The following is a 19,108-nucleotide window of genomic DNA, read 5'->3' on the forward strand; positions in this document are numbered from 1 at the left end:
GACATGCTTGAGACACTGATCTGCGCGCTGGTAACGGTGCTGCCTGACTACCTGTTTCGCCGGTTTGTTCAGGGCAAACGGATCGGCCATGAAATCACGCTGTTCACCATGTGGTATGAGCTGCGCTGGGGCCTGACCACCTGTGCCATTCTGGCGCTGACCGTGATCACCACCTTGTTCTATTTCCATCCGGCCAGCAAAACGGCGGCGTCGTTTTTCCGGACCGTAACGATCCTGCCGCAACTGGGTGGGCGGGTGTCCGAGATTTATGTGCAAAACAACCAGCTGGTTGTTGCCGGGCAACCCATTTTCCGGATCGAGGATTTCACCCAGACCGCCATGGTCGAAGCCGCCCATGCCGAGATCGCGCAGGTTCAGGCCTCGTTGAAAGTGGCAGAAACCGATCTGGCTGAAGCCGAGGCCGGGATCGCCGGTGCCCGTGCCGCGCTGGACCAGTCGCTGGAGGACCTTGAGCGCAACACCACCCTGCGCGACGAAGGGTCCAGCGCGGTGAGACTGGCCGAGATCGAACGGCTGGAAAACCTTGTGGCCCAGCGCGAGGCGCAGTTGACAGCAGCGCAATCGCAACGCGCCGCGGTGGTTCAACAGATCGAAGAGCTGATCCCCGCGCAACTGGCCAGCGCCAATGCGCAGCTGGACGCCGCCTTGACCGAGCTGGACAAAACCGTGATCAGTGCGGGCGTGACGGGCCGGGTTGAACAGTTCGGCCTTCAGGTCGGGGATTACGTCAGCCCTCTGCTACGTCCGGCGGGTATCCTTGTGCCGTCCCATTCCGGCCATGACCGGTTCCAGGCCGCGTTCAACCAGATGTCCGCGCAGGTCATCAAACCCGGCATGATCGGAGAACTGGGCTGTATGACCAAACCCTTCACCGTCATCCCCATGGTCGTGGTCGAGGTACAGGACGTGATCCCGTCCGGCCAGATCCGCCCCTCGGACGAGCTGCGCGATGTGCAGACCAACACGGTGCCGGGCTCAATCCTTGTTTATATGGAGCCCTTGTACAAAGGCATGGCCGATGACATCCCTCCGGGCAGCAACTGTTTGGCCAATGTCTATACGGACAACCACGAACGGTTGGAGCATGAAGATCTGGGCTTTTGGCAATCGGCTGCCCTGCACGTGATCGACACGATTGGTGTGGTCCACGCGGCGGGCCTGCGGCTACGCCTGATCCTGATGCCGGTGAACACGCTGGTTCTGACCGGGCATTGATCCTTGCGCAGCGTCCTTTGGTAGGGGGCGCTTAGCTTTCCTGGGACCGCTCGTATTCCATGCGGGCGGTCCGCACCTCATCCATCTGTTCATGTGACCAGTAGACCAGCGGCTTTAACCGCTCCAAAAGGCTGCGGCCCAAGGGCGTTAGCGCGTAAGATACGGCCACCGGTGGTCCCGGATCGACCGTTCGCGTCAGGTACCCATCGCGCTGCAGGCCGCGCAGGTTTTCCGTCAGCACGCGTTGTGTCACGTCACCGATACAGCGTTTGAGTTCCCCAAAACGCTTGGGCTCATCCTCAAGCGCGAGGATGATGATCATGCGCCACTTACCCGTGACATTGGACAGGACGGATCGGATACAGCAATCCGATGCCTCGGCTTTTGAGTTTACGCCTATTGGCAGCATTCCGACCTCGGGTGCGAAAGTAATACCAGCTTCAACAACTGTACCAGTCTTATGAAGGATAATTCCTGAAAATCATAGTAGTTACTTCAAGGTAACCAAGTGGGCTGAACGTGCGTAATTGATATGTGGTGCGAAAATAATACTAACTATCACGGCAACGCGAATCAAAAGGACGCCCTCAATGACACCCAAGGAAATCGTACTCGCCTTGTTTTCGGCAGCATTTGTCGAGCATGACCCCGAAGCCGCCCGCGAATTGGTGACGCCGGGCTATATCCAGCACAATCTGCAAGTGCCCACTGGTGCAGAGGGTTTGATGGGTTTGATCCCTTTGGTGGAACAATCGGGAATGACAGTCACGACACACCGCGTGATCACTGAAGGTGACATGGTTGTGCTGCACAACACTTATGAGAATGCCGACGCTTTTGGCGCATCCTCGCTGGCGGCATTTGATATCTTTCGGGTGGAAGATGGAAAAGTGGCCGAGCATTGGGACAATTTGCAACCGGTGCCGACAACCACGGCGTCTGGCCGGGGCATGACGGACGGGCCGACGGAAATTGTCGACCATGATCAGACGGAAAAGAACAAAGAGCTTGTTCTTGGTTTCGTGCGCGATGTTCTGGCCGGTCAGGCACCGGAGAACGTCACGAACTACATGAACCCCGAGGTTTATATGCAGCACAACCCGTCAATCGATGACGGTCTGGATGGCCTGATGGCCGCAATCGAGGCATTCGCGGCACAGGGACAGGTCATCACCAAGTTCGAGCCGCAGTTTGCCGTGGCCGAGGGGAACTTTGTATTCGTCGCCACAGACGCCATCATGGGCGGGCAGCCGTGGGCCTTTTTCGATCTTTGGCGGGTCGAGGACGGCCTGATTGTAGAACATTGGGACGTGGTGTCGCCCATCCCCTCGGAAATGGCTCATGAAAACGGAAAGTTCTGACGGTGGGATGACCCGTACAGATCACAATGCGCCCTGAATGAAAAAGGCCCGCGATAGCTGCGGGCCTTTCTGTTCTGATTATGCCGTGGCTTACTGCGGGATTTCGCCTTCCAGCCCTTCGACATAGAAGTTCATGCCTGCCAGCGTGCCGTCATCTGCGGTCTCGCCCTCGGCCAGCCAATCGCTGCCGTCCTGCTTTTTCAGCGGGCCGGTGAAGGGGTGGTATTCACCTGCGGCCATAGCGGCCTTCAGGGCCAGAGCCTCTTCTTTGACATCGGCCGGAACGGCGTCCGAGATCTCGCCGATGGCAACCATACCTTCACGGATGCCATCCCAGGTGTTTGCGCTTTCCCATGTACCGTCCATCACGGCCTGCGTGCGCGCAATGTAGTACGGCGCCCAATCGTCAATGATTGACGACACGCGCGGGAAGGGGGCATATTCGCTCATGTCAGATGCCTGACCGAAGGTGACGACATTTCCTGCCTCTTGCGCGGCGGCCTGCGGCGCGGTCGAGTCGGTGTGCTGCAGGATCACGTCCGCGCCCTGTTCGATCAGAACGGTGGCGGCGTCGGCCTCTTTCGCTGGGTCAAACCATGTGTAGGCCCAGACGATCTTGAACTCGACATCCGGGTTCACTTTCTTTGCGTGAACATAGGCCGAGTTGATGCCGCGGATCACTTCGGGGATCGGGTAGGATCCGATGTAACCGATGATATTCGACTTGGTCATGTTGCCCGCGATATGGCCCTGAACGGCGCGCCCTTCGTAGAAACGGGCCGAATAGACCGAGACGTTGTCGGCGGTTTTATAACCGGTCGCGTGCTCGAATTTCACATCCGGGAACTTCTTGGCCACGTTGATGGTCGGGTCCATATAGCCGAACGAGGTGGTGAAAATCAGATCAGCCCCTTCCAGTGCCATCTGCGTCATCACACGCTCAGCATCCGGGCCTTCAGGAACGGATTCGACAAAGACGGTTTCAACCTTGTCGCCAAAATGCTCTTCGACCGCGAGGCGGCCTTTGTTGTGCTCATAGGTCCAGCCGCCGTCGCCCACCGGGCCGACATAGACGAAGCCGACCTTGGTCTTGTCTTCGGCCACGGCACCCGTCGCCAGACCCAGCGCCATGGCGGCGCTTGCCAGTAGAGTGGTGAATTTCATGTGTTACTCCCCAAGTTGGTTCAGTTTGTTTGGCCTCTAGTGCGAGGCATGGAAGGTCCGGCCCAGTGAGGCAGGTGCGCTGCTCTTGTCGGCCGAAAGGATCACAAGCACAAGGATCGTGATGATGTAGGGCGACATTGCCAGATACTCGACCGGAATGGCAACGCCCGCTGCCTGCAAATTAAGCTGCAACACGGTGATGCCGCCAAACAAATAGGCACCCAGCAAGGCCCGCCAGGGCTTCCAGCTGGCAAAGACCACCAGGGCCAAAGCGATCCAGCCGACACCGGCGGTCATCCCTTCGGTCCATTGGGGGACGCGGATAAGGCTGATATAAGCGCCACCCAGACCCGCGCAGGCCCCACCGAACAGGATCGCCATGATGCGGATCTTGATGACCTTGTAGCCAAGCGCATGGGCGGCATCGTGGTTTTCCCCCACCGCACGCAGGATCAGGCCGACGCGGGTGTATTTCAGCGTGGCCCAGACCGCCGCAGTCAGCGCGATACCGACATAGAGGATCGGATCATGCTGGAACAGGATCGGGCCGATCACGGGCAGGTCGCTCAGCACCGGGATGTGGATTTCATCCATGCTGGGCGGTTTGATACCCACATAGCTCTGGCCCATCAGCGCACTAAAGCCGAGGCCAAACAGCGTCAGGGCCAACCCGCTGGCAACCTGATTGGCCAACGCCACCTGCGTCAGCAGGACAAAAAGCAATGACAGCACCGCGCCCCCGATGGCGGCGGCGATAAAGCCCAACCAGGGCGAGCCGGTCTCGACCGAGATCGCGAACCCGCTGATCGCGCCAACGATCATCATCCCCTCGACCCCAAGGTTCAGAACGCCTGCTTTCTCAACGACCAACTCTCCGATCGCTGCCAGCAGCAACGGGGTTGCGGCCACCATGAGCGACGCGATCAGAAGGACGGGATTGATTTCGCCTAGGTCCATGTCATGCCACCTCGCTGCGGGCCGCACGGATGCGGTAGTTTGTCAAAAGGTCGAAAGCCAGCAGGAAGAACAGCAGCATCCCCTGAAACACCTGAATGGCGGCGGCAGGCAGGCCCAGCTGAGACTGCGCGATCTCACCCCCGATATAGGTCAACGCCATCAGACCTCCGGCCAGCAAAATACCCACCGGATGCAGGCGGCCCAGAAAGGCAACAATAATGGCGGTAAAGCCATAGCCTACGTTGAAATCGATGCTGACCACGCCGGATGGGCCCGAGACCTCGAACATCCCCGCCAGACCGGCCAGCGCACCGGCCAGACCCAGGCAGAATAGGATCAACCGCGCCGGGTTCACGCCTGCGAATTTAGCGGCACGCGGGGCCTCTCCGGTCAAACGGATGTGAAAGCCCAACATGTGCCGGTTCAGCAGCACATAGGCAAAGATCACCGCGATCAGAGCCGTCACGACACCCCAATGCATACCCGATCCTGCGATCAGTTCGGCGTTATGGGCGCTGTCATAGGATTGTAGGTTTCGTGAACCGGGAAAGCCAAATCCTTCGGGATTTTTCAGCAATCCCAGTGAAACCGAGGCCAACATCTGCTCGGCCACATAAACCAGCATCAATGAGACCAGAATCTCGTTGGTGCCAAAACGGACCTTCAGAAAGGCCGGGATCATCGCCCAAAGCCAGCCGCCAAAGGCACCCGCAAGCACCATGATCGGAAAGACGAACCACGCATCAAGCGGGTAAAAGGCCAGACCGGCCCCGGCGCCAAAAATAGCACCCATGATGTATTGCCCTTCGGCCCCGATATTCCAGATGCCGGCCCGAAACCCCAGCGACAAGCCAATGGCGATCAGCACAAGCGGCGCCCCCTTCACCAGCAACTGCGGGCGATAGTAGAACGCAAATTCACCAAACAGCGGTTCCCAGAAAATGGTGCCAATGGCCTCGATCGGGTTCTTGCCCAGTATGGCGAACAAAACGCCCCCGAACACCATCGTTGCCAGTACCGCAACCAGAGGGGTGGCATAGGACCACGCCTTGGATGGCTGCGGCCTCTTCTCCAACACAATCATCTGCTCGTGCCCCCCGGCTCTTCTTCTCGTTGCAAATACGGCCGCCGGAGGCGGTTCAGCGCGTCACACATGCGCCACCTCCATGCCATGCGCGCCACCCATCATCAGGCCGATCTCATCCACCGTCAGACCCGTGGTCGGGCGGGGGGCGCTGAGGCGGCCTTCGTTCAGGGCCGCAAAACTGTCCGAGATTTCCATCAGCTCATCCAGGTCCTGGCTGATGCAGATCACTGCTGTCCCTTTGGCCGCCAAATCCAGTATGGCTTGCCGGATCGCGGCTGCGGCCGCTGCATCCACACCCCATGTCGGTTGGTTCACCACCAGAACATCGGGGTTCTGCAAGACCTCGCGGCCGATCACGAATTTCTGCAGATTGCCGCCCGACAGCGACCGGGCCGCATTGTCCGGCCCCGGCGTGCGCACGTCAAAAGCGCTGATGATCTTCTCGGCAAAGCTCTTACTCTCGGCCCATTTCAGGAACCCGTTGCTTTCCAGCCCTTCGCGCACCGACCCGGTCAGCAAGGCGTTTTCCGTCAGGCTCATGTCCGGGGCCGCTGCGTGGCCCAACCGCTCCTCGGGCGCGGTCAAAACGCCCAGTTTACGGCGCGCCGTCGGACCCAGTTTGCCAATGTTCTGGCCGTTGAACTTGATCGCGTCGGCGGTGGTCGTGATCTCACCCGACAGCACACCCAGCAGTTCATCCTGCCCGTTCCCGGCGACGCCGCCGACGCCCAGAACCTCGCCTTTGCGGACCGTCATATGGACATTCTTCAGCGCCGTACCAAACTCCGAGGGCGACGGCACCGACAAGCCGCTCACATCCAGCGCAACTTCGCCGAACTCACGCCCGGACCGTTCGGGCGTTTGCAGGGTCGAGCCCACCATCATCTCGGCCATATCCCGCGCCGAGGTCTCGGAGGGCACGCATTCACCCACATTCTTGCCCAGGTGCAGGATCGTGGCATGGTCGCACAGGGTTCTGATCTCTTCCAGCTTGTGCGAGATATAGAGGATCGAGGTGCCCTCGGACCGCAATTTGTTCAGTGTTTCGAACAGAATTTCGACCTCTTGCGGGGTCAGAACGCTGGTCGGTTCATCCATGATCAACAGCTTGGGGTCCTGCAAAAGGCAGCGAATGATCTCAACCCGCTGACGCTCACCTGCGGACAGATCACCAACAGTGCGATAAGGGTCCAGCGGCAGGCCATAGGTCTCGGACACTTCGCGGATGCGAGAGGCCAGATCGCCCATCTTAGGCGGGTTCTCCATCCCCAGCGCAATATTCTCGGCCACGTTCAGCGCATCAAACAGGGAAAAATGCTGGAACACCATCGCGATCCCGTCTGCGCGTGCGGCGCGGGGCTCGGGTGGCGTAAAGGGCTGGCCGCGCAGCAACATTGTGCCGCTGTCGGGTTTCACCAACCCGTAGATCATTTTCACCAGCGTGGATTTGCCCGCACCGTTTTCCCCCAGCAGGGCGTGGACCTCGCCCTCGCCAATGTCAAAGGACACCTGATCATTGGCGACGACGCCGGGATAGGCTTTGGTCAGCCCTTGCAGGCTAAGGAGTGGAGGGGTCACGCGCTCAGGTCCTTCTTCAACTCATTCTGCCGGGCAGGGCGCAGCAATTGTGCGGCGACGCCCACGGCGATCATCTGCGGGTGCTTGCCCAGTGTTGGATCCCCAATCGGGCAGGTAATCCGACCGATTTGCGCGGGCGCATGCCCAAGCGCCGCCAGCCGCGACCGGAATCGCGCCCACTTCGTAGCCGAGCCGATCAGGCCAGCAAAGCGGAAATCATGCGAAAGCAGCCGGTTGCACAGCTCTAAATCCAGATTGTGTGAATAAGTCAGCACAAGATGCTCGGCATCGGGGGGGGCGTGACGCACCAGTTCGGCCGGTTTGGCAGCCGGAACCGGGGTTACACCGGCTGGAATGTCGGTTGGAAAACGCGCGGGCCCTGTGTCGATCCATGTGATGGCCAGATCGGGCAGGGGGGCGAGAACACCCACCAGCGCCCGCCCCACATGGCCTGCGCCCCAAATCCACAGATTGCGCGTGGGCTTGTGAACCGGTTCCACCATCCAGCCGTCGATCAGCTGCGGTTCAGGTGCGATGCCCTGTCCGCGCGCGGTTGCCAGCAGGCGTTTGACAGACAGGGGCATAGTTGAAGTCCCGGTCGGGCGCGCAATGACCTTGTCATCCAGCGCCTCTACCGCTGCTGCGTCGTAAATTTCGCTCAGCAGGGAAACCGCGCCGCCGCAGCACTGGCCCAGTTCCGGGCCAAGCGCATGGTGCGTCAGGCGCATTGGTGCGGATTGCTTGCGCGCGGCCTCGGCGGCCTGAAACTCCAGCGTTCCACCACCGATGGTTCCGCTTTGCCCGGTTCCCCAGACCAGCATGGCTGCACCGACCTCGCGCGGGGATGACCCTTTGATCGCTGCGATGACAACCCGGGTGACTTTCCCGTGGGTTTTGACCGCCTCCCTCAACGTCTCAAGGTCAAGTCCCATCAGGCCCCTCCCTTTACCCTTTGGATGCCGTGCCAGACCTGCTCTGCCGTAGCGGGCGCATCCAGCGCCGGATAGTTGTCGCCGCAGGCCGCCACCGCGTTGGACAGGGCCAGCCAGGCCGAGATACCCAGCATGAAGGGCGGCTCCCCAACCGCTTTTGAGCGATAGATCGTGTCCTCGCGATTCTCACCATCCCAGAGTGCGACGTTGAAAATGTCAGGCCGGTCCGAGCAGGCCGGGATTTTATAGGTGGATGGCGCGTGCGTGCGCAGGTTGCCCTTGCCGTCCCAGACCAGTTCCTCGGTCGTCAGCCAGCCTGCGCCCTGCACATAACCGCCTTCGACCTGACCTATGTCCAGCGCAGGGTTCAGCGAGGCCCCCGCGTCATGCAGGATGTCAGTACGCAGGATGCGGTTTTCGCCGGTCAAAGTGTCCACGGCAACTTCGGTGACGGACGCGCCATAGGCGAAGTAGAAAAACGGGCGGCCTCGACCTGCGATCCGGTCCCATTCGATCTTGGGGGTTTTGTAGAACCCGGTTGCCGACAGGCTGATGCGGCCCTGATAGGCCAGTGCTGCGGCTTCGGCGAAGGTATAGCGTTCCCCGCCAACCGAGACGTGCCCATCCGCGAAAGTAACTGCCGATGGATCAGCCTGATGCCGCTCGGCCAGATAGTCGGCCATCCTGTCGCGGATCGTGTCGCAGGCAGCCTTAACGGCCATCCCGTTGAGGTCGCTGCCCGACGATGCCGCGGTGGCAGAGGTGTTCGGCACCTTGGCAGTATCGGTCGCGGTGATTTTCACCATCTCCAACGGGATGCCGAACCGCGATGCGGCGACTTGCGCGACCTTCTGAAACAGCCCTTGCCCCATCTCGGTGCCGCCATGGTTCAGGTGGACCGAGCCGTCCTGATACACATGCACCAGAGCGCCCGCCTGGTTCAGGTGGGTCAGCGTGAAGGAAATCCCGAACTTGACCGGAGAGAAAGCGATGCCCTTTTTGATCACGCTGTTTTCGGCATTCCATTTCGCGATGGCGGTCTTGCGCGCAGCATAGTCGCTTGATTTCAGGAGTGCGTCCGTCATGCCGTGCAGTTCGAAATCGCTGACCTCCATACCGTAGGGCGTAGTGTTGCCACCTGCGGGCAGAGGGCGAACCGGGGCGTCACCGGTTTCCACAGCGCCCCGGCTGGTCAGGTCTTCGTGCGGGTCGGGATGGCTCAGTGGTTTCTCATGCGGCGCCTGATCAGCCACTTTGTGCGCCGGTTCATAATAGTTGCGACGGCGCAGTTCGATCGGGTCCAGACCCAAGACATGCGCCGCGTGGTCCATCACGCGTTCAATGCCGACCATGCCCTGCGGGCCGCCGAAACCGCGATAGGCAGTGGCGGATTGGGTGTTGGTCTTTAGCCGGTGGCTTTCGATCCGCGCGTTGGGCAGCAGATAGGCGTTATCCGAATGCAGCATCGCGCGGTCGGCCACGGGCAGAGACAGATCCTGCGCCCAGCCACAAATGACGTAGTGGTGGAACGAGACGCCCTGAATGTGGCCGTTCTGGTCAAACCCGGCCTTGTAAGCGATGCGAAACGCATGACGCTTGCCGGTGATGATCATGTCATCGTCGCGGTCATAGCGCATCTTGCAAGCCTTGCCCGTGGCACGCGCAGCCACCGCGCAGGCGACGGCCAAAGCGTTGCCCTGACTTTCCTTACCGCCGAACCCTCCGCCCATGCGCCGGGTTTCGACGCGGACCGCGTGCATGGGAACGCCCAGAGCATCCGCCACTTTGTGCTGTATCTCGGTCGGGTGCTGGGTTGAGCTGTGCACCAGCATATCCGCGCCCTCATGCGGCACGGCCAAAGCGGCCTGGCCTTCCAGATAGAAATGCTCTTGCCCGCCAAGCTCGAAACTCCCTTCGATGACATGACGCGCGTTGGAAATGGCGGCATCTGCATCGCCTTTGGCATAGATGCGCGGGCCGTCCTCGAACCGGCTGTTGGCGGCAAGGGCCTCTTCGACCGTCAGGATCGGGGTTTCTTCTGCATAGTCGATCTTGCCCAGACGCGCGGCTTTGCGCGCGGCCAGATGGCTGGTCGCGACGACCAGAAACACCGGCTGGCCGATATAGTGCACGGTGCCATCGGACAGCAACGGCTCATCATGGATTGAGGGCGAGACATCGTTTGCAAAAGGCAGGTCATCCGCCGTCATCACCTGCACCACGCCATCGGCGGCCTTGACGGCGGTCAGGTCCATCGCGGTGATCGTTCCCTTGGCAATCGGGCTGAGGCCAAAGGCCAGATGCAGTGTGCCTTTGGGCGTTGGAATATCGTCGACATAGCGCGCGGCACCTGCCACATGCAGCGGGGCCGCATCATGGGGGAGGGGTTTGGCGACGCTCATGCCGACACCTCCAACACGCTGGTGACTTCGCCCTGATCTTCGAGGAAATACCGCTCCAGCATCGCTTTGGCGCTTTCCAGACGATAGGTTGCCGAGGCGCGCATGTCCGTGAGTGGTGAATAATCGTCGGCAAAGGCAGGCAGCGCGGCGTCAATCGTCTCGCGTGTCCAGGGTTTGCCGATGAGTGCGGCCTCGACATGGGTTGCCCGTTTCGGGATGCCAGCCATGCCGCCAAACGCGATGCGCGCGTGGGTGACGGTGCCGTCCGAAACGGTGATGTTGAAGCACCCGCAAACGGCCGAAATATCCTGATCGAACCGTTTGCTGAGCTTGTATGCTTTCAGGCGATCCGCCTGACGGGGAAAGCTGACGGCTTCGACGAATTCGCCCGGTGCTTGGTCTTGCTTGCCGTAGTCGATGAAAAACGCTTCCAGCGGAAGAGACCGGCGGGTGTCGCCCTTGCGCAGATGCAAGGTCGCGCCCAAAGCGATCAGGGCGGGTGGGTTGTCTCCGATGGGTGAGCCATTGGCGATATTGCCCCCGACGGTCGCCGCGTGGCGGACCTGAACGCTGGCATAGCGGCGGATCATTTCGGCGTAAGAGGGATGGTGGTTTGCCAGCACGGCGCCCATGCGGTTCATGTCGACCATCGCGCCAAAGCGGATTTCCTCATCGGTGACAGTGATCTGTTTCAGATCCTCGCATCGGTTGAGGAAAATCACAGGTTCCAGATCGCGCAGTTGCTTGGTGACCCAAAGGCCGACATCCGTTGCGCCGGCGACCAAAGTCGCATCCGGGTTTTCCGCGTAAACAGCGGCCAGTTCATCGGATGAGCCCGGCAACATCGATGCGGTTGACGCAGCAATTGGTTTGTCTTTCACCCAAACCGGAACGGGGTGTTCTTCGGCGGCTTTGGCGGCTCGGATGATCGGCGCATAGCCCGTGCAGCGGCACAGGTTGCCCGCAAGCTGGGTGTCATGATCCGTCGCGCCGTTCGTGTGGCTGGCAACCATCGACATGACAAAGCCCGGCGTACAGAAGCCACATTGCGAGCCATGCAGGTCGACCATGGCCTGCTGAACGGGATGCACCTCGCCATTGGGGCCGCTTGCGCCCTCGACGGTGCGGACGGCCTTGCCGTGCAATTGGGGCAGGAACAGGATGCACGCGTTCAGCGCTTTTGCCCCGCCCTCGTCCGTCACCATCACGGTACAGGCCCCGCAATCGCCTTCGTTGCAACCTTCTTTGGTGCCGGTCAGGCCGCGATCCTCGCGCAGCCAGTCCAGCAGGGTGGCCGTCGGATCGACATCCGCCAGTTCCACTGTCTCTCCGTTCAGAAGAAACGTGATGTTCATTCGTGAAACCCGTCGCGTTACCCGGTTGCGCCCCTGCGGCCCTCCTTCGATGCGACGTAGAAAGAGTGGCGGGCGTAAAGCTTGCCGTCAGATGTTAGAAACAGCGCCCCTGATCTGGCAAGAAAAACTGTATATATTATACAGTATTATAGCCAATTCATCTGTCACTGCCCGGTTCAAGCGCCGTTCAGTTGGTTGGAATTGCAGCGCTTTTGCAAATGGCGCCATGTCCTTCCTGAAGCACCTTCTTGAAATTTCGAATAATCGCTGTCGATTTTTTAGGCGATCCAAATATGCGGTTGGTGCTTTTGCAGCCTGTCCACCTGCGATAGCCTGAGCGGTATGAGCAGTACCCCCCGATTCATTCATCTTCGTGTCCATACGGAATACTCTTTGCTGGAAGGCGCTGTGCGGCTGAAAAAGCTGCCTGGCCTGTGTGAGAAGGCAGAGATGCCCGCCGTTGCGGTGACCGACACCAACAGCATGTTCTCGGCCCTTGAGTTTTCGGTTACGGCCAGTGGGGCCGGAATTCAGCCGATCATGGGGTGTCAGGTTGATCTGACCTATGTGCAGGCGCAGCCGGGGGAAAAGCCCAAAGCGCCCGCGCCTTTGGTTTTGTTGGCTCAGTCTGAGGTCGGGTATGAGAACCTGATGAAGCTCAGCTCGTGCCTTTACGTGGATAAGGGCGGGCAGTTGCCGCAGGTCACTCTGGACGAATTGGCCGAGCGGTCGGATGGTTTGATCTGTCTGACCGGTGGGCCGGACGGACCGGTGGGGATGCTGTTGCAACAGGGCCAACGCCCGGCGGCTGAGGCGCTGGTGGATCGGCTGGCGGCGATGTTCCCGGATCGGCTGTATATCGAGTTGCAGCGTCATCCGGGCGAAGGTGGCCAGCCCGAGGCGGAACGCCTCACCGAGCGTGGTCATGTTGAGATGGCCTATGCCAAGAACCTACCGCTTGTCGCAACCAACGACGTCTATTTCCCGACGACGGACATGTATGAGGCGCATGACGCGCTGATCTGTATTGCCGAAGGCGCTTACGTCGATCAACAAGACGGCCGTCGCCGTCTGACCGCGCAACACTATTTCAAGTCGCAGCAGGAAATGGTGACGCTGTTCGCCGATCTGCCCGAGGCGATTGAGAACACGGTTGAGATCGCGCGCCGTTGCGCCTTCATGGCGTATCGTCGCGACCCGATCCTGCCGAAATTCGCGGATGATGAGGTGGCCGAACTGCGCCGCATCGCCAATGAGGGCCTGCAGAAACGTCTTGCGGTGATCCCGCATGCGGTGACGCCCGAGGAATATCAGGAACGGCTGGATTTCGAGCTGGGCATTATCGAAGGCATGGGCTTTCCCGGCTATTTCCTGATCGTTGCGGACTTCATCCAATGGGCCAAGGATCACGACATTCCGGTGGGGCCGGGGCGCGGGTCGGGTGCGGGCTCGCTGGTGGCCTATGCGCTGACGATCACCGACCTTGATCCGCTGCGCTATTCCCTGCTGTTTGAGCGGTTCCTGAACCCCGAGCGGGTTTCGATGCCCGACTTCGATATCGACTTTTGCATGGACCGCCGCGAGGAAGTGATCCGTTACGTTCAGCAGAAATATGGGCGCGACAAAGTGGGGCAGATCATCACCTTTGGTGCTTTGTTGTCGAAGGCCGCTGTGCGCGATATCGGGCGGGTGTTGCAGATGCCTTACGGGCAGGTGGACCGCCTGTCCAAGATGATCCCGGTGGAAGGGGTCAAACCCGTCTCGATCGAAAAGGCGCTGAAAGACGAACCCCGCCTGCGCGAAGAGGCGCGCAACGAAGAGGTCGTTGACCGGCTGTTGACCTACGGCCAACAGGTCGAGGGGCTGTTGCGCAATGCCTCGACCCACGCGGCAGGGGTTGTCATCGGGGACCGTCCGCTGGACGCCTTGGTTCCGCTCTATCAGGATCCGCGTTCGGATATGCCCGCGACCCAGTTCAACATGAAATGGGTGGAACAGGCCGGTCTGGTGAAGTTCGACTTTCTGGGCCTTAAGACGCTGACGGTGATCCAGAACGCGATGGACATCATCTTCAAATCCGGGCGGCCTTTGCATATCGCTGCTGATGGTACGGAGCTCTACGAACCGGCCGAAGGGGCCGAGAACCAGATCAACGCCATCCCGCTGGATGATGAGGCGACGTACAAGCTCTATTCGGCGGCCAAGACGGTTGCGGTGTTTCAGGTGGAATCCTCGGGCATGATGGATGCGCTCAAGCGGATGAAGCCGGACTGTATCGAGGACATCATCGCCCTCGTGGCGTTGTATCGGCCCGGCCCGATGGAGAACATCCCCAAGTTCTGCGAGGTCAAGAACAAGCTCAGCGAACGCGACACGCTGCACCCGTCCATCGACCATATTCTGGACGAAACGCAGGGCATCATCGTCTATCAGGAACAGGTGATGCAGATCGCACAGGAAATGGCGGGCTACAGCCTTGGCGGCGCCGACCTGTTGCGACGCGCGATGGGCAAGAAAATTCAAGAGGCGATGGACGCCGAGCGGCCCAAGTTCCTCAAAGGCGCTGCCGAGAATGATGTGGACGAGGCCAAGGCGACCGAGGTTTGGAACCTGTTGGACAAGTTTGCCAATTACGGCTTCAACAAATCCCACGCCGCCGCCTATGCGGTGGTCAGCTATCAGACCGGCTGGCTCAAGGCGAACCATCCGGTTGAATTCATGGCCGGTGTCATGAACTGCGATATCCATCTGACCGATAAGCTGGCGGTTTACTTTGAAGAGGTCCGCAAAGGGCTTGAACTGCCCTATGTCCCGCCCTGTGTGAACCGATCGCTTGCGACCTTCGACGTGGTGAACGGAGAGTTGGTCTATGCGCTGGGCGCGTTGAAAAACGTGGGCGTCGAGGCGATGAACCTGGTCGTTGAAGGCCGGGCCGATAAGCCGTTTGTCAACCTGTTCGATTTCGCCCGCCGGGTCGATCTGAAAAAGGTCGGTAAACGCCCGCTTGAGATGCTGGCCCGCGCGGGGGCGTTTGATCAGCTCGACAAGAACCGCCGCCGCGTGTTCGAAAGCCTCGATCCGCTGGTGCAGTATTCGGCGGCGATCCACGAACAGAAGAACTCGAACCAGGTGTCGCTGTTTGGGGAGGCGGGCGATGACCTGCCTGAACCGCGCCTGTCGCCCACGCCCGACTGGCTGCCTGCCGAACGGCTGAGCGAAGAGTTCAAGGCCATTGGGTTCTATCTGTCGGGCCATCCGCTGGATGACTATATGCCCGCGCTGAAACGCAAGCAGGTGATGACGCTGGACGAGGTGACCGAAAAGGCGCGCTCGGGCCCGTTCATAGCCAAGATGGCCGGCGTAGTTGCCGGTCGTCAGGAGCGGAAATCGGCGCGCGGCAACCGGTTCGCTTTTGCTCAGCTCTCGGACCCCAGTGGTGCGTATGAGGTCACGCTGTTCTCGGAAACGCTGGAGAAATCGCGCGAGTACCTTGAGACCGGCGCGCAGGTGGTCCTGACCGCCGAGGCCACGATGGAGGCGGATCAGCTGAAACTGCTTGGTCGCTCTGTCGGGCCGGTGGACACCGTGGTGGCCGATGCGGGGGCGACGGGGCTGCGGATTTTCGTGGACACGCCCGGCGTTCTGGCAACTGTTGCAACCGTGTTGGAGGAAGCTGCGGGTGCGGCCAAGCGAGCCTCGAAAGGGCCGATCCATATCTGTCTGATCGACCCCGGATTACCCGGAGATGTCGAGATGGATCTGGGGCAGGATTTTCCGATCAATCCGCAGATCAAGGGCGCGATCAAGTCGTTGGACGGCGTTACCGAGGTACAGGAAATCTGACCTTCCCGGTTGTTGCCTCAGCGTTTTTACACCGCTAGGCTGAGGTCATGCCCGTTTTAGAGGCGTGCCACGGGAGGGCACTGATATGGCAATTTCGACCATTGGTTTCAAAACGCTAACTCTTGCAGCGGCGGCGTCGCTGGCGCTGGCTTCGGCATCAGCGGGTTTGGCGGACGATAAAAAGAAGAAAAACACGATCGAAGGCGCGGTGATCGGGGCCGGTGTCGGCGCTTTGATCGGCGATGGCAAAGGCGCTGCGATCGGTGGCGTGGCCGGGGCCATTATCGGACATAACTGGAAGTGATGACGATGCGGTTTAACAGTTTGAAAACTCTGGCTTGTGCTACAGTTCTGACGATGCCGGGTCTGGCGGTGGCCGATGAGGCAGCTGACCAGATGGTGCAAGAGGCTCTACCTGTGATGCACTACACTTGCGCTTCAATCGCCGAAGAGGCGGACGGGGACGAAGCCTTTGTCGTGACGGTTGTCGAGAAAATGACGGCCCTGTCGCTCTATAACCGTCAGATCAATATCGAGGATCACGCGACCACGGATGAGGAAAAGGCCCAGTTGCGCGAGACTTTCATTGCAGCGCTGTCAGAACGATGCGCTGCTGACAAGGATGCCTTGTTGGGCGGCGTGGTCGATAGTGCGGTGAAGTCAACGCTGGGGCTCTAGGCGCGGACGCTAGAGCGTGCCCACCGCGCAGCGCACAAGTCCCCAGCCTTTGTCCATCCCGGCCTGTTTGAGGCCGGTGACGAGGCGGTCGGACAGGAACAGCAGCGCGGGCACTTTCGGGTCCAGCCAGAGATCGGGTCCGGTGAGGGCCTCGGGGACGACGACAAGTTCGTTCTCTTGATCGCCTCTCGGCAGGTAAACAAGGCCGCTTCCTATGTTGTTGAGAGGCGCGCGGTCATCCCCCTCCGGTCCAAGCGCCTCATAATTGCCCATCGATCGTTTATTGCCGACATTCAGCAGGAAATAGGGCTCGGGCGTTGTCAGTTGGCTTTCGTCCGGGGACAGGATGGTCAGGGGGTGGAATACTGTTTCGCCCAGATCAAACTGCTCCAAAACCGCTTTTGCGGTTTCAGAGATAAGTGGATAGCCGCCACCGCTCATAAAGGGTGGCGGGCAATACCCAAGAGTATTGTTGTAGTACCAGACTTCCCCAACTTGCTCGGTCGTTAGAATTTCCCCGCGTTTCCAACCCAGGTCGGATTCTCGAACCATCTGTTTCGACCATTCGACCCGTTCGGGTGTCTGGGTCAAACGCCACTCGCCGAACTCTTTGCGGCTCAAGGCATGAACGGAATTGATGTCGTTCAACGTCGTGGCAATCCACACGCAGGGTTCGTTTCTGTCAGCATCCACCAACGGTGCACCCTTCAATAGTGCGGCGGGCGTTCGTCGCCGAAGATGACCCCGCCGGACCCCTCCTGCGCCCGTTCGGCCTCGCGCTGCAACAGCATCTCGACGCGCCGGGTCAGGCGGTCGATCTCGGATTGCTGGGCCGTGACGACCGTGTTCAGTTCTTCGACCGTGCGGGTCAGGTGGGCGATCTGTTCTTCCAGATGCTGCATGGGGCTCTCCTTTGGGCGTGGTCATAGCGGCACGGGCGGGCCATGACCAGTCAAAGCGCGCCTTGCCCCGATGCGGGCCATGGGATAGACCGCGCGCGGAAGATGACCGCGAAGGACGCCCCACATGGCCAAGCCCAAGAAACAGCCCCGCCCCAAGGCCGTCACGCCGAAAGGGTTCCGCGACTATTTCGGCCAGGAAGTCTCGCAGCGCACCGAGATGCTGCGGACGATTGCGGATGTCTATCATCGCTATGGGTTCGACGCCTTGGAGAGCAGCGCGGTTGAGTCGGTCGAGGCGCTGGGCAAGTTCCTGCCCGACGTGGACCGCCCGAACGAGGGCGTGTTTGCGTGGCAGGAGTTTGACGAAGGCGGCAATGGTGACTGGATGGCCCTGCGCTATGACCTGACCGCGCCTTTGGCTCGCGTTTACGCGCAGCATCGCAACGACCTGCCAACGCCCTATCGCCGCTATGCGATGGGTCCGGTCTGGCGCAACGAAAAACCGGGGCCGGGGCGGTATCGTCAGTTCTATCAATGCGATGCGGATACGGTTGGGACGGCTTCGATGGCCGCGGATGCCGAGATTTGCGCGATGTTGTCGGATACGTTGGAAACGGTTGGTATCCCGCGCGGCGACTATCTGGTGCGCGTGAACAACCGCAAGGTTCTGAACGGCGTGCTTGAGGCGATGGGTCTGGGCGAAGACGCTGCCGCCCGAGACAACGTTCTGCGCACGATCGACAAGTTCGACAAGGTGGGCGAGGCTGGGGTGCGTGAGCTGCTGACCAAGGGCCGTCTGGATGCCTCGGGCGCGTTTATTGACGGTGTTGGCCTCAGCGATGATCAGGCCGAGCCGGTGATTGCCTTCCTGACCTCGAAGGCTGGGGATGCCGCCGGAACGCTAGCCAATCTGCGCGCGGCCGTGGGCGACAGCAAGATCGGCGCGGACGGGATCGCAGAATTGGAACAGATCGGTGCGCTGCTGGATGCAGGCGGCTACGGTTCGGACCGGATCGAGATTGATCCTTCGGTCGTGCGGGGCCTCGGCTATTATACCGGGCCGGTTTATGAAGCCGAGCTGACGTTCGAGATTTTCGACGAGAAAGGCCGCAAGCGGCAGTTCGGCTCGGTCTCGGGCGGGGGTCGCTATGACGATCTGGTCAAGCGCTTTACCGGGCAGGAAGTGCCTGCCACCGGAGTGTCCATTGGTGTCGATCGCCTGCTGGCGGCTCTGCGCGAAAAGGGGCGGATCGCGGCGCAGGCGACAGGCCCTGTGGTTGTCACCGTGATGGACCGTGACCGCATGGCCGACTATCAGGCCATGGTCGCCGAACTGCGCAATGCGGGCATCCGGGCTGAGGTTTATCTGGGCAACCCCAAGAACTTTGGCAATCAGCTGAAATATGCGGACAAGCGGAACTCGCCCATCGCTGTGATCGAAGGTGGTGACGAAAAGGCCAATGGAATCGTCCAGATCAAAGACCTGATCCTTGGGGCCAAGATCGCCGAAAGCGCCACGCTTGAGGAATGGAAAGAACGCCCCAGCCAGTTCGAAGTGCCGCGCGGCGATCTGGTCGCGAAAGTGCGTGAAATTCTGGACAGTCAGGACTGAG

Annotated in this window: 16 protein-coding genes; 6 read left to right on the top strand and 10 right to left on the bottom strand. The window is 60.3% G+C overall.

What is annotated here, in order from left to right; all coding sequences use genetic code 11:
• The first annotated feature begins 3 nt into the window (after positions 1-3).
• Complete coding sequence (locus tag ACR0J5_RS01260) at positions 4-1,236, top strand: HlyD family secretion protein (RefSeq protein ID WP_480650043.1); 1,233 nt, start codon at positions 4-6, stop codon at positions 1,234-1,236.
• Positions 1,237-1,267: 31 nt separating this feature from the next.
• Here the strand turns inward: ACR0J5_RS01260 and ACR0J5_RS01265 are convergent, their stop codons facing one another.
• Entirely contained in the window at positions 1,268-1,645 is a 378-nt protein-coding gene (locus ACR0J5_RS01265; protein ID WP_480650044.1) for a winged helix-turn-helix transcriptional regulator, read from the bottom strand.
• Positions 1,646-1,826: 181 nt separating this feature from the next.
• Between ACR0J5_RS01265 and ACR0J5_RS01270 the strand changes: the two genes are divergently transcribed.
• Positions 1,827-2,597, top strand: a complete 771-nt coding sequence (locus ACR0J5_RS01270; RefSeq protein WP_480650045.1) for a nuclear transport factor 2 family protein — start codon at positions 1,827-1,829, stop codon at positions 2,595-2,597.
• Between the two features lie 90 nt (positions 2,598-2,687).
• Here ACR0J5_RS01270 and ACR0J5_RS01275 read toward each other — a convergent pair whose 3' ends face one another.
• From ACR0J5_RS01275 to xdhA, 7 genes are all read right to left on the bottom strand, one after another.
• Complete coding sequence (locus ACR0J5_RS01275; protein WP_480650046.1) at positions 2,688-3,761, bottom strand: BMP family ABC transporter substrate-binding protein; 1,074 nt, start codon at positions 3,759-3,761, stop codon at positions 2,688-2,690.
• Between the two features lie 36 nt (positions 3,762-3,797).
• A complete protein-coding gene (locus ACR0J5_RS01280; protein WP_480650047.1) occupies positions 3,798-4,718 on the bottom strand; it encodes an ABC transporter permease in 921 nt (306 codons plus the stop codon).
• 1 nt (position 4,719) lies between these two features.
• Positions 4,720-5,802: an ABC transporter permease gene (locus tag ACR0J5_RS01285; RefSeq protein ID WP_480650048.1), complete on the bottom strand. Its 1,083-nt coding sequence runs from the start codon at positions 5,800-5,802 to the stop codon at positions 4,720-4,722.
• Between the two features lie 63 nt (positions 5,803-5,865).
• Positions 5,866-7,383, bottom strand: a complete 1,518-nt coding sequence (locus ACR0J5_RS01290; protein ID WP_480650049.1) for an ABC transporter ATP-binding protein — start codon at positions 7,381-7,383, stop codon at positions 5,866-5,868.
• Complete coding sequence (gene xdhC / locus ACR0J5_RS01295; RefSeq protein ID WP_480650050.1) at positions 7,380-8,315, bottom strand: xanthine dehydrogenase accessory protein XdhC; 936 nt, start codon at positions 8,313-8,315, stop codon at positions 7,380-7,382. Before xdhC ends, ACR0J5_RS01290 begins: the two co-directional genes overlap by 4 nt.
• Entirely contained in the window at positions 8,315-10,717 is a 2,403-nt protein-coding gene (gene xdhB / locus ACR0J5_RS01300; protein WP_480650051.1) for a xanthine dehydrogenase molybdopterin binding subunit, read from the bottom strand. Before xdhB ends, xdhC begins: the two co-directional genes overlap by 1 nt.
• The gene (gene xdhA / locus ACR0J5_RS01305) at positions 10,714-12,072 is read right to left on the bottom strand and encodes a xanthine dehydrogenase small subunit (RefSeq protein ID WP_480650052.1); all 1,359 of its coding nucleotides are present in this window, start codon (positions 12,070-12,072) and stop codon (positions 10,714-10,716) included. The genes xdhB and xdhA overlap by 4 nt, the downstream gene beginning before the upstream one ends.
• Before the next feature lie 342 nt (positions 12,073-12,414).
• Here xdhA and dnaE point away from each other — a divergent pair, with 342 nt between their 5' ends.
• The 3 genes from dnaE (at position 12,415) to ACR0J5_RS01320 (ending at position 16,593) form a co-directional block, all read left to right on the top strand.
• Positions 12,415-15,915, top strand: coding sequence for a DNA polymerase III subunit alpha (gene dnaE / locus ACR0J5_RS01310; protein WP_480650053.1), 3,501 nt, complete (start codon positions 12,415-12,417; stop codon positions 15,913-15,915).
• 85 nt (positions 15,916-16,000) lie between these two features.
• On the top strand, positions 16,001-16,219 hold the full coding sequence (locus tag ACR0J5_RS01315; RefSeq protein WP_480650054.1) for a YMGG-like glycine zipper-containing protein: 219 nt from the start codon (positions 16,001-16,003) through the stop codon (positions 16,217-16,219).
• Positions 16,220-16,272: 53 nt separating this feature from the next.
• Positions 16,273-16,593: a hypothetical protein gene (locus ACR0J5_RS01320; RefSeq protein WP_480650055.1), complete on the top strand. Its 321-nt coding sequence runs from the start codon at positions 16,273-16,275 to the stop codon at positions 16,591-16,593.
• Positions 16,594-16,602: 9 nt separating this feature from the next.
• Here the strand turns inward: ACR0J5_RS01320 and ACR0J5_RS01325 are convergent, their stop codons facing one another.
• Both ACR0J5_RS01325 and ACR0J5_RS01330 read right to left on the bottom strand, forming a co-directional pair.
• The gene (locus ACR0J5_RS01325) at positions 16,603-17,286 is read right to left on the bottom strand and encodes a hypothetical protein (protein ID WP_480650056.1); all 684 of its coding nucleotides are present in this window, start codon (positions 17,284-17,286) and stop codon (positions 16,603-16,605) included.
• A gap of 14 nt (positions 17,287-17,300) precedes the next feature.
• The gene (locus ACR0J5_RS01330) at positions 17,301-17,495 is read right to left on the bottom strand and encodes a SlyX family protein (RefSeq protein ID WP_480650057.1); all 195 of its coding nucleotides are present in this window, start codon (positions 17,493-17,495) and stop codon (positions 17,301-17,303) included.
• Positions 17,496-17,619: 124 nt separating this feature from the next.
• On the opposite strand from ACR0J5_RS01330, the gene hisS reads away from it, so the two are divergent.
• A complete protein-coding gene (gene hisS, locus ACR0J5_RS01335) occupies positions 17,620-19,107 on the top strand; it encodes a histidine--tRNA ligase (protein WP_480650058.1) in 1,488 nt (495 codons plus the stop codon).
• Position 19,108: the final 1 nt, after the last annotated feature.

The organism is Ruegeria sp. BE1, assembly GCF_056538885.1.

Excerpts from the sequence above, each read along its gene's own strand:
- hisS (WP_480650058.1), top strand. The coding sequence starts at position 17,620 with ATGGCCAAGCCCAAGAAACAGCCCCGCCCCAAGGCCGTCACGCCGAAA.
- ACR0J5_RS01270 (WP_480650045.1), top strand. The coding sequence starts at position 1,827 with ATGACACCCAAGGAAATCGTACTCGCCTTGTTTTCGGCAGCATTTGTC.
- xdhB (WP_480650051.1), bottom strand. The coding sequence starts at position 10,717 with ATGAGCGTCGCCAAACCCCTCCCCCATGATGCGGCCCCGCTGCATGTG.
- ACR0J5_RS01280 (WP_480650047.1), bottom strand. The coding sequence starts at position 4,718 with ATGGACCTAGGCGAAATCAATCCCGTCCTTCTGATCGCGTCGCTCATG.
- ACR0J5_RS01265 (WP_480650044.1), bottom strand. The coding sequence starts at position 1,645 with ATGCTGCCAATAGGCGTAAACTCAAAAGCCGAGGCATCGGATTGCTGT.
- xdhC (WP_480650050.1), bottom strand. The coding sequence starts at position 8,315 with ATGGGACTTGACCTTGAGACGTTGAGGGAGGCGGTCAAAACCCACGGG.
- xdhA (WP_480650052.1), bottom strand. The coding sequence starts at position 12,072 with ATGAACATCACGTTTCTTCTGAACGGAGAGACAGTGGAACTGGCGGAT.
- dnaE (WP_480650053.1), top strand. The coding sequence starts at position 12,415 with ATGAGCAGTACCCCCCGATTCATTCATCTTCGTGTCCATACGGAATAC.
- ACR0J5_RS01275 (WP_480650046.1), bottom strand. The coding sequence starts at position 3,761 with ATGAAATTCACCACTCTACTGGCAAGCGCCGCCATGGCGCTGGGTCTG.
- ACR0J5_RS01285 (WP_480650048.1), bottom strand. The coding sequence starts at position 5,802 with ATGATTGTGTTGGAGAAGAGGCCGCAGCCATCCAAGGCGTGGTCCTAT.
- ACR0J5_RS01315 (WP_480650054.1), top strand. The coding sequence starts at position 16,001 with ATGGCAATTTCGACCATTGGTTTCAAAACGCTAACTCTTGCAGCGGCG.
- ACR0J5_RS01330 (WP_480650057.1), bottom strand. The coding sequence starts at position 17,495 with ATGCAGCATCTGGAAGAACAGATCGCCCACCTGACCCGCACGGTCGAA.
- ACR0J5_RS01320 (WP_480650055.1), top strand. The coding sequence starts at position 16,273 with ATGCCGGGTCTGGCGGTGGCCGATGAGGCAGCTGACCAGATGGTGCAA.
- ACR0J5_RS01260 (WP_480650043.1), top strand. The coding sequence starts at position 4 with ATGCTTGAGACACTGATCTGCGCGCTGGTAACGGTGCTGCCTGACTAC.